This is a genomic window from Archangium sp. (assembly GCF_036389735.1).
GTDB lineage: Bacteria > Myxococcota > Myxococcia > Myxococcales > Myxococcaceae > Archangium.
In genome coordinates, this window is sequence record NZ_DASVWK010000181.1 from 1 (window position 1) to 10147 (window position 10147).

The 10147-nt window shown below is 67.7% G+C and carries 7 protein-coding genes and 1 pseudogene; 1 reads left to right on the forward strand and 7 read right to left on the reverse strand.

From position 1 onward, the window contains the following. From VF794_RS06695 to VF794_RS06725, 7 genes and pseudogenes are all read right to left on the reverse strand, one after another. Positions 1-512, reverse strand: a 512-nt coding sequence (locus VF794_RS06695) for a hypothetical protein (RefSeq protein WP_331108350.1), incomplete at its 3' end; no start/stop codon positions are given. Between the two features lie 9 nt (positions 513-521). After that, a complete protein-coding gene (locus tag VF794_RS06700; protein ID WP_331108351.1) occupies positions 522-1289 on the reverse strand; it encodes an endonuclease I family protein in 768 nt (255 codons plus the stop codon). Between the two features lie 131 nt (positions 1290-1420). Beyond that, a complete protein-coding gene (locus VF794_RS06705) occupies positions 1421-2065 on the reverse strand; it encodes a histidine phosphatase family protein (protein WP_331108352.1) in 645 nt (214 codons plus the stop codon). Continuing rightward, positions 2062-3504, reverse strand: coding sequence for a tetratricopeptide repeat protein (locus VF794_RS06710; RefSeq protein ID WP_331108353.1), 1443 nt, complete (start codon positions 3502-3504; stop codon positions 2062-2064). The genes VF794_RS06705 and VF794_RS06710 overlap by 4 nt, the downstream gene beginning before the upstream one ends. A 1472-nt stretch (positions 3505-4976) precedes the next feature. Further along, positions 4977-5393: pseudogene (locus VF794_RS41700) on the reverse strand (FAD-dependent oxidoreductase); the annotation flags it as partial. Beyond that, positions 5390-7063 carry a methyltransferase gene (locus tag VF794_RS06720; RefSeq protein WP_331108355.1) on the reverse strand — a complete coding sequence of 558 codons (1674 nt, stop codon included), beginning with the start codon at positions 7061-7063 and terminating at the stop codon, positions 5390-5392. The gene VF794_RS06720 and the pseudogene VF794_RS41700, both read right to left, overlap by 4 nt. Further along, on the reverse strand, positions 7060-9411 hold the full coding sequence (locus tag VF794_RS06725; RefSeq protein ID WP_331108356.1) for a glycosyltransferase: 2352 nt from the start codon (positions 9409-9411) through the stop codon (positions 7060-7062). Before VF794_RS06725 ends, VF794_RS06720 begins: the two co-directional genes overlap by 4 nt. 454 nt (positions 9412-9865) lie before the next feature. On the opposite strand from VF794_RS06725, the gene VF794_RS06730 reads away from it, so the two are divergent. Beyond that, a partial coding sequence (locus tag VF794_RS06730) for a hypothetical protein (protein ID WP_331108357.1) occupies positions 9866-10147 on the forward strand: 282 nt, incomplete at its 3' end.

Genomic DNA, 10147 nt, shown 5'->3' on the forward strand with positions numbered 1-10147 from the left:
GCCTCGCAGCACTCGGGCGTGCCGTCTCCGTTCAACCAGCCCGGCACTCCGCCCACCTTGCTCTCGGGCGCCTGCTCCAGGGCCCTGTCCAGCGCGGCGAGCTGCTCGTCCGTGGCCTCGTTCACGTCCACCGAGAGCGCCTCGGTGTCCTCCTCGGCCGGGCCGAGCCCCAGGAGCCACTCGGCGTAGGGCGGGCCCGTATGCCGGGCTCCCTCCTCCTGGGTGGAGCCCTCCTTCACCGCCACCACCGCGTTGGCCCCGGCATGGGGATCCCACCGGAAGCAGACGGTGTCGGGGTTCTCGCACTGGAAGACGTACACCCCCGCCCACGGCGCCACGTCCAGCCGCCCGGGCACATGGGGCAGTTGGAAGAGGAAGCGCATCGGCGCGCCGCACGAGGCACACGCCGGCCAGCGTAAGGTACCCACGGGCTCCGGCGCGCCGCCCACCTTCGCGAGCGGCACTCCCGAGCCCCCGGGCACCAGGGCCCATAGCGGGGAGAGGTCGGCCATGTGGCCAGCCTAGAAGTCCGCGATGCGCTGCGCCAGCGAGGCGTCGTCCACGAAGGGGTTGCGGTTGCCCTGGTGGCGCTCGATGGTGTCGTTGCGCGTGCGCTCCGCGGCGTCCACCTTGTCCGTCACGTTCCACTTCTTGAGGATCGCCTCGTCCTGCGGAGGGATGGCCTTGTTGTACACGGTGGAGAAGTAGAAGAGGGCGCGCGCCACGTTGCCCTTGTGCGCGTCGGGCGGCTCGAAGACGAGCCGGCCCTTCTCGTCCGTGCCGAACTTCGAGCCCCCCTGGCTCCACTTCACGTTCTTCACTTCGCCGAAGGGGTAGCTGCTGCGGATGCTGTTGGCCTTGCTGTCCGTGGGGAAGAGGTGGTGCAGGTCGCTCTTGGCCGCGCCCGTGGCGCCCTTCGACTGCGGCCAGGTGTGCTCCGTGTTCATGTCGGAGCTGTTGGGAATCTTGTTCGTGCGCAGCTCGCGGCCCGTGTACACGCACGCCACCTTGCCATCGTGGTTGTCCAGCTCGGTGAAGATGACCTTGCGCGCCTGGCTGTAGCCGAGGTCCTTGTGCTTGGCGACCGCGTCATGCAGCGCCTTGATGAGCGCCTTGTCCTTCAGCCCCTCGAAGCGCGGAGGCTTCCCCGTGTCGAAGGCATCGACGGGACGCTGGGGGGCCGCCGGCGCCGTCGACACCGGGCGCGCGGTGGGGCGACGGGCCTCGGCGGTGGCGACCGGGAGGAACGGCTGGGGGCGGGCGGTGGCGAGGGACGCGCGGAAGGGCATGGCGGAGTTTCCGGACAGCGGCGCCTACATTGGCGCAGTGACACGCCCATTGTCGGGAATGCGCGCCGGAAGTTGCGTGGGGGCGTACATCGCGGGGCAACGAACCCCTCGGGGCGCCTCCGGGCCGAGGGTCACCCCGCGAGGCAGACCGATGCCCGGGTGCGGTACGCCCCCCAGACGTCCGCTCCCTCGCGCCAGTAGAAGGCGGCCTCGAGGTACTCCGGCCAGTCCACGGGGGAGACGGGGCACTGGAGCGTGCGCGCGACGGTGGGGGCCAGCAGGGAGTCGTGCGTCACGAAGACATGGAGGCCCTCGACGTTCCCCGAGCGCCCGAGCAGGTGACGGAGGAGGGAGGAGGCGGCGGAGGAGGGCTCCGCGATACCCGGAAGCACCCCCTCGCCGGAGATGAGGTGCTCCAGGAAGGACTCCAGACCGAGTCGTTGCAGGGTCTGTCCGCCGAGGACCTCGTCGAGGACGAAGGCGCCCGGCGCGCCGAGCATCCGATCGGGGAGGATGTCGAGGTCCACCCGGGCCCCCTCGCGCAGGGCTTCCGCTGTCTGGAGGCAGCGGAGGACGGGGCTGGTATGGAGTGCCGCGAGACGAGGGCCCAGGAGGCCGCCGAGGTGCTTCGCCAGGGTGAGGCCTTCCTGTGTGAGCGCGAGTTCGTTGCCCGTCTCTCCTGGAGGGATGGGGGGGCGGGCCGCGTGGCGCAGGAGCATGGCCACGGGGCGCTCGCGGGGGAGGCGTGCCAACCAATGGAGAACGGAGGGGCTCATGCGGGTGGTTCTCCCCACTCCCGGAGGAGCCGGAGGCACTTCTCTTCGCATTTCTCGTCGCGCAACTGGCGAGCACTCTGAAGTGCCTGCTCCAGCAACGCGTGTGCCTCCGCTGGCCTGGAGCGCACGTGAACCACCTGCGCCAGGCTGATGCGGCACCAGGCTTCCTCGCGGGAGGCCCGGAGTTTCTGGAACCAATCCAATGCCTGCCGGCAGAGTTGCTCGGCCTCTTCGAGAGCGCCGCGCTTTCGGGCGAGTTCGCTTCTGCTGTGCAGGCCATGTGCGAGGTTGCGCAACTCGCCCACCTCATCGAAGAACTCGCAGGCCTTGCGGAGCTGGCTGTCGTCTTCCTCCAGCTCACCCAGGTGTCGCAGGCTATAGGCCTGTCCGAGCTGGTCGTTCTGCTCGCTGAACATCTGGAGGGTCTCCCGGAAGAGGCGGCGGGCCTCCTCGTGCTTGTCCTGGAGGAGCGCGACTCGGGCGAGGCCATGGCGGCAATAGGCTTCGCCAATGGGGTCGTCGAACTGCTCTTGCATGGTGAGTGCCCGCCGAAAGTAGCCCTCCGCCTGTTCCAACTTGCCCTCCACTTTTTCCAGCTCGTACTCGTTGGCGGCGGTGTGGCCCAACTCCCGGAGGCATTCTGCCTCGCCCTTCGGATCCCCCGCTTGTTGGAAGAGCCCAAGCGCCTTCTCCAGCAGTTGCCGGGCCCGGTTGTACTGAGGGCGGCGAAGCAGGTGGAGTCTGCTCAGGGCCAGCAAGCACCAGGCTTCCTTCACTCTGTCGCCCTGTCTCTTCGCGACTTCCTGGGCCTTTTCCAGCGGTTGCGCGGAGCCCCGTCCGGAGAACCGGACGAAATCGCTCACCTGGAGGGCCGCGGCGATGGCCACATCCGTGTTCTTCTCCTCGAGTGCCATCAAGAGCAGACTCTCGATGTTGTCGATCTCCTCGAAGAGCTGGTTGAACGCCTCGCGCCCGTTGGCCTTTCCCACCTGCGGGCCCAGTCGCTGGGCCAGCGAGAAGTAGAACTCCAGGAGCTTCTTCTTGTCCTCCTCTTGAGGAGGACGGGTATCTCGTACCTGCTCGCGGATGAAGACGAGCAGCCGCCAGCGTCGCCCCTCACGCTCGACCAGTGCGGCTTTCTGAAGGAGTGCGATGGCTGCCGTGCTCCAGGGAAAGAGGGATCTGCGGTCCGTTTCCGACAGTCCCGCTGGGAGCAGGGCCAGCACCGACAGAAGCCGGCGGGCATTTTCGGAGAGACGAGGGTCCCGGAGCGAGAACTCGATGGACTCAGTGAGGTCGAAGCCCTTGCTTGCATCCGACTGGAGCATCTCCAAGCGCTCGTCACGCCATCGTTGAAGGGTGATGTCCAGATCCACGCCCTGGGCTTGTTTCGCCAGGAGCTCCACCGCGAACGGCACGCCGTCCATTTGTTGGAGCATGTCGCCGAGGTCGGAGGTGTGCGGACCCATGTCGCGGGCAATGGAGCAGAACAGCTCTCGGGACTCCTCGGGTGACAGGGGTGGAACCGGGACGGGTACCACGCGACCCTGTATCTCGCCGAAGTTCGGCTGCTCCTTGCCACCCAGGGTGATGATGAGGGCCAGGGTCGGTCTGCGGGCCAGTATCCGGAGCAGCTCTTCCGTTCTGGAAGGGTCGTGCAGCCAGGGTGAATCGGCGTTGTCGAGGACGAGCAGTGTGGGGGCTTTATCTCTAGCTCGGACAGGACCCGTGCCGACAGGTCCGAGATACTGGTGACGCCCATCACCCGAGCAATCCTGGAGAAGATGGCCTCCTCCGTGTCCACGCTGTCCAGATGGACGAAGTAACGGCGATCTCCATAACGGTTCTCGACGTTGACGTTCCCGAATGCGGCGAGTGCAATGGTGCTCTTGCCGATGCCAGGAGGGCCGAGCACTACCACCGGGGAGGGCCTGATCTTGAGCACCTCCTCCACGAGTCGCCTGACTTCCTTCTGCCGACCGACGATGGGGCCCCCCCTGGGCGGTGGTAGTGCGTGCGTTTTCGTTGGCCTGGACTGGGCCTGCTTTCGGGCGAAGACCTGATCGTCCCAGAGGGGTTCGCGGGTCTGGTCGGGTGTGTTGATGCTGCGCAGGTGCTGGGACACTTCCTTCCAGAGTTCGGGGAAGTCGTGCTCCAGGGAGGAGTTCGCACCATGTCGGACGATGACACGGTGGAAGGAGTCCGGATCGCCCGAGTCGAAGTGCACCGCGTAGGTTCCGTCTCCCTTGTCCTGTCCCCGCTCGATGGTGCCTTTGCGGTATTCGAGCTGGTCCACCTTCAGCAATAGGGACAGCAGCAAGCGGTTGAGGATGCTGGCATCGGCGCTCAGTGGGTAGTGCTCGGGACTGTTGAGAACCACGCGAGTGTCGCCTCGTAACCGCTCCTGGATGCGCTGGTGGAGGGATTTGGGGACCGGGAGCGCCTTGTAGCTCTGGTAGAGTTCTCGGGACGAAGGCTTTCGCCGATGGAGCTTCTCGATCTGGAGCAGCGCGTCTCTCACGGGCTCCAATTCCGATGAGTCCAACAGCAGGTCTAGAACCACCTGCTCATGCTGGAAGTCGTGGAGACGGAGCCGCAGGAGATCCACGACGCCACCATCACCAATTCCCGAGACGAGGAACCGACTGCCAGGTGGCATGTACTGGTGGAGATCATCGTCCTTCCAATACAGCGGAGTTGCCAGGCCCTGAATCGGCTTCTCCTGGCCAAAGCCCACGGCGAAGACGACGATGGAGAAGCTGCCGCTCTCGAACCCTGGCGCATTCCAGGTGAACGCGTGGCCATCGCTCGCGCCGGAATCTCGCTTGATGTCTTTCGCGTCGCAGTGGACACAGATGTCGAACTCTTTCTTCAGTTCGTTCCACTGCGCGTGCAGTTCCCGCGCGACCTCGCCAGCCTGGTCCGCCGACCAGTCCAGAAAGGGAAGCCCGGCGTGAACCCGCTCCGAGCCTGGTCGAGGCCATTCATAGATATGTGGGTGCAGCCAGCGTGTGTGATTGCCCTGGAACGTGGTCAGCACGTCGCCCAGTCGTTCGAGCAGGGTGACCCTGGCTCCCAGGTGAGCTGCTCCCGCGGCGAAGGTAAGCCCGGCCGCGCCTCCTCCGATGACGAGCACCCTGGTTCCAGGCGTGAGCCGCTGCTCCTGGGACAAGGCATAGGCCAGATTCAGTGCGCGTACCTGCTGCGAGTACAGTGTTACACGTCGCTCGAAGCATCCCAGGATGAAGATCCCTCGCAGGGAGGGCGCCTCCATGTGCTGCAGGAACTGGTGGGCCGTTAGACGACTGGGAGGATGGGGCGGAGTCATCGCATCTCCGCTACAAGCACCTTGCCTACCTCCGTCAGGGAGCGTCGCTCTCGGAGTCTCAGCCCGGCGCGCTCCAGTAGGACACGAAATTCCGCCTCGGTGCGCTCCTTGCCCCCGGTGGTGACGAGCATGTGCAGGTCCAGGAGCGCGCCGCCCATGTCCTCGGGTCCGACCACCAGCTCGACGACGTAGAGCCGACCCCCTGGAGCCAGTGCCTCCCGCGCGTGCTGGAGGATTCGTACCGCCTCCGCATCGCTCCAATCGTGGATGATGCGTGCCAGGACGATGGCCTCGGCCCTGACGGCCCACGGCGCGAAGACATCCCCGGCGATGACCTTCAGCCGACCCGTGAACTCCGCGGGCACCTCGATGCCGTGCGCTACCTCGGGCCTTTCCAGGAGCACGCCCTGGAGCTCGGGACGCCCTCGGATCAGATTCCGCAGGAGCACACCCGTGCCACCTCCCGCATCCACGACCGTCCCGTGCGTCACGTCATGGAGCGCCTCGGCGATGTGGGCGTAGTCATGGCGTGCGTAGCTCGCCATGGCGCGGTGGTGGCTCGCGACGCGCTGTGGGTCCTTCGAGAGTTCCTCGAAGAAACGTGGCGGCGCCCAGGTTCCCTGGGCACGCAGGGCGTCGGGAAGCGCCTCCCAGAGGCGGTAGCAGTCACGGCCCCAGTGGAGCGCCGCGTCGGCCAGCTGCAACGGGTGCTCGCGGTGGAGCAGTGCGCCGCGGGGTGTTGCTCGCCACGTGTCTCCCTCGCGGACCACGAGCCCCAGCTCCCCGAGTGCCCGCAGCAGGCGCGCGCACCGCTCGGGAGCCAGGGCCCGCGCCTCCGCGACCCGGGCCGTGGTGGCCGGCAAGGCCTCGATGATGCGCAGCTCCGCGGCGGCACGGAGCGCCTGCGTCTTCCAGAAGCCCACCATGTCTTCCGAAAGGGACTGGAGCGCGCTGCGCCTGGGCGCTCGCAACTCGCGGACGACCTCCCCCCGCTCGTCGATGACGAGGAGCGCGCCGTTCTCACCCTCCACCCGCGCCTGACCGTTGTAGAAGGGCTCCACCATCGTGAAGCGCCGCGCGTACAGGGGCTCGCCCAGGGTGTCCACGTGGTGCCAGCCCTGTTCGTCCCGTGCCCGGGCGTATCCCTTGTGGAACACGTCCAGGTCCAGGAAGCGCCGGCCATTCAGTGGCCGGCCATCCTCGTGGATGTGCAGGTGCGAGCCCGAGGGCTCCTGCACCACGGCGAGCCCATCCCGGAAGTCTCCCGCGTACGCGTAGCGCTCCGCGTATGCCGGTCGCCCCTCCCGATCGACGTGGAAGTAGCGGCCCTCCCGCGTGCGCACCGTGCAGCGGCCGTCCTGGAAGTTCCCGCACCAGGCGTACCGCTCGAGCGACAGCTCCGTGCCGTCCGGGCGCAGGTGGAAGGCCCCGCTTCCATCCTCCACCGTGGACAGCTCCTCGTAGAACCCGAAGGTCCGCGTGAAGCGCCGGGCGTATACCGGCCGGCCCGTGACGTCGATGTGGAAGGCCCCGGTGTCATCCTTCGCCGCGGCCAGCCCCGGTGCATGGAAGGACAGCACCTCGGTGAACCGGGCCGGGTAGAGCGCTGCCCCATCCAGGGTGTGATGGGTGCGATCCGCCGACACGCGCGTTCTCACCCACGGGCTCATCGCGCCACCTCCACCGGCTGGCGCATGTTGCAGCTCCGGCAGAGCGGATGCTCCATGTACGTCTCGCGCAGCCGCTGGTAGCCCTCTCCGTTCCACACCTCCTGGATGCCCACCTCGCGCAGGTTGCCCAGCTCACCCAGGGTGCGCCGCTGCGCGTCCGGAGCGCAGCATGGGTCGAACCGGCCCTCCGCGCTCACCCAGGCCTCCTTCCCCAGGAACGGGCACCACGCCCCCGGCGCGAGGTCCCGCACCGCGCTCTCGTCCAACTCGTGGATGTTCTCCAGCAGGACCCGGTTCCCATTTGGCAACGGGTTCTCCTCCACCACCCGGCGGGCCTCGCGCACCGCCGCGTTCCAGCGGGCGATGGCCTCCGGGCTGCGTCGCATCGACAGCGCTTGGATCTGCTCGAAGTGGGCCCACAGGTGGTGCCCCTTCACCCGGTCCACCCCGAGGCTCGCCGCCAGCCGCACGATGTCCGCCAGCTCGGCCACGTTGCTCTCCAGGAAGGTGAGCTGCAGCGTCACCCGGCACCGGTGCCCGCCCGCCTTCGCGTGTGCATCCCGCTCGGCGAGGAAGGTGCGCAGGTTCTCCAGCACCCGCTCCCAGCGTGTGCCGAGCATGATGGTCTCCTGCGTCTCCTTGCTCGCCCCGTTCCAGGAGATCTTCACGTCCGACAGGATGGGCACCAGTCGCCGGGCCCACTCGCGCGCGCCCCTCCGAGGGAAGGTGCCGTTCGTGGTCAGGTTCATCAGCAGCCCCTGTGACATGCACAGGTCGATGATGTCGTCGAAGTGGTCGTAGATGAGCGGCTCGCCCATCGTGGAGGGGATGATCTCTCGCAGCGGCGTGTCCCGCGAGTCCTCCAGCACCTGGCGCAGCAACTCGATGGGCATGCGCCGCCTCGGCTTGCCGGCCGCCGTTCGCACGCGCTGCTTGTCGCTGTGGGGCGAGTGCTCCTCGCACATGATGCAGCGCAGGTTGCAGTCATCCGGGTTGGTGTCGAACGTGATGCGCCATGGCCCCGGCTTCGAGGGCTTCCGGGTGGCGCGCTTCTCCCGGATGGCCCGCGCGTAGAGCGCCTCCACGTCGTGGACATGGTCCTTCATGTCCATCACGTCGCCGCTCTCGGATTGGAGGTAGCCCCGCGCGCCCAGGCGCGAGGCCAGCGCCGGCTCGTCCACCAGCCGCTGAAGGGCGCGCGCGAGCGCCACCGGGCTCCGGTGCTCGAAGAGCAGCCCGTTCACCCCATCCTGGACGTACTCGCGCATTCCTCCCGCGTCCGCGGTGATGACGGGGACGCGCGCCTGGAGCGCCTCGTGAATGACGAGCGGCGAGTTCTCCGCCCAGATGGAGGGCACCACGATGGCATCCACATGGTTGAACACGTCCCCGACGATGTCCGCGTTGCGGTACTCGGGCAGCCACTCGACGCGCTCGGCCGCATCGCCCGGCAGGGTGCGCGCCAGGGCCTTGAGGGACTCCGTGTTCTCTCCCCGGGGGCGGCCGTAGATGCGCAGCCGTGCCCGGCCTCGGACCTGACCGAAGGCCTCGAGGAGGTGGTGGATGCCCTTGGCGGGGATGTGCGTGCCGATGTACCCGAAGACGAAGTCCTGCTCCGGCCCCCGTGCCCGGCCCTCGAGGCGCCCGAGGTCGAAGCCGTAGTCCAGGTAGCGCAGCTTGGAGGCGGGCAGGCCGAAGCCCTCCTGGAACCGGTCGAGCAGGTAGCGCGAGGGCGCGATGAACAGGTCCACCCGCTCCGCCATGCGCCGCACGTGGGCCATCCGGCGCTGGACCCAGCCCGCCCATTGGGCCACGTCCTGCTCTCGCTCCTCGGGGGCGCCCGAGAAGTAGCGTGCGTAGCAGCGCTCGGCGCACTTGCGGTCCTCCTGCCCGGCGCAGGCGGCCCAGAGGTTGTTCGGGTCCTCCGGGTGCATCTGCATGAACTGGCCACGCGGGCACATGAGCCAGTAGTCGTGCAGGGTGAAGACGAGGGGCACGTCGCGCGACGCCGCCTGTTCGACGAGCGAGGTCGACAGGTGGTTGAGGTGGCCCACATGGACGATGTGGGGGCGGAATTCCTCGAGCAGCTCGGCGAAGCGGTGGTCCACGCCCTCGTGCCGGTAGCGGTCCCGGCTGTTGGGCATGTTGACCAGGTGCAGTTGGATGCGCGGGTCGTCCGCGTCCCGCTCGCGGAGCACCGAGTAGTCGGGGGCGAAGGGGTCCTCGTAGCGCGTGAAGACGCGCACCTCGTGCCGGTCGGCGAGACCCTGGGACAGGGCCTGGGTGTAGACCTCCGAGCCGGCGTTGAACCGCATGGGGTAGCCGTGAATCACTTGAAGGATGCGCATGGACTTCTCCCAGCATGTGAATGCAGAAGGGGCGAGGCTTCGGCTCGAACCGAGGCATCACCGGGTGGGTTGTGTGGGAGAGTCAGCGGTCTGTCTTCGCCATGGGCGCCTCCACGGCGCCCGACGAAGGCACCGGCAACGTTTTCGAGCGTCCGGTCAGCGTGCCTCGCACCCCGCGAGCACGCCTGCCTTACGCTCTGAACGTGGGTCCGCCGCGTTCATGGGGTCTCTGTATCCAGCCCGTTACCCACCACACCTCGACTTCGAGGCCCCGGACCTGGGTACCGCCGTGGTGGGTATGAGCTGCACTGAGACACCCGTTTCAACGATAGAGGTGGCCCTTTTCGCGCGCAAGCGAGGCCCCAGGATCTGGACGCTCGCCGAATCGGGTTGTTGGTCCACCTGACAGACGGGCGAACGCAGCGGCGCTTCGGGAGGCATACTGAGCACCCCTATGCTCACCACCCTGCTCGTCATCAGCGTCCTGCGGCTCTCTCCGGCGGACGCTCCCCGGCTCGATACCCACGAGCCCTCCTCGTTCAGTCTGCTCGCGCCGGCCCTCGCCGCGCCCAGGAGCTACGGACTCCTCTCCCATGAGCACGTGCCCGGCCGGCCCGCGCGCTCCTCGCCCTTTTCGCTCCTGCGCGCCTTCGGCGAACTCTTCACCGGCTTCGGCTCGCAGCTGGTCGTGGGCACCGGCATGTGGGCCGTCGAGGTCGTCTCCCTCTTCGGGGCC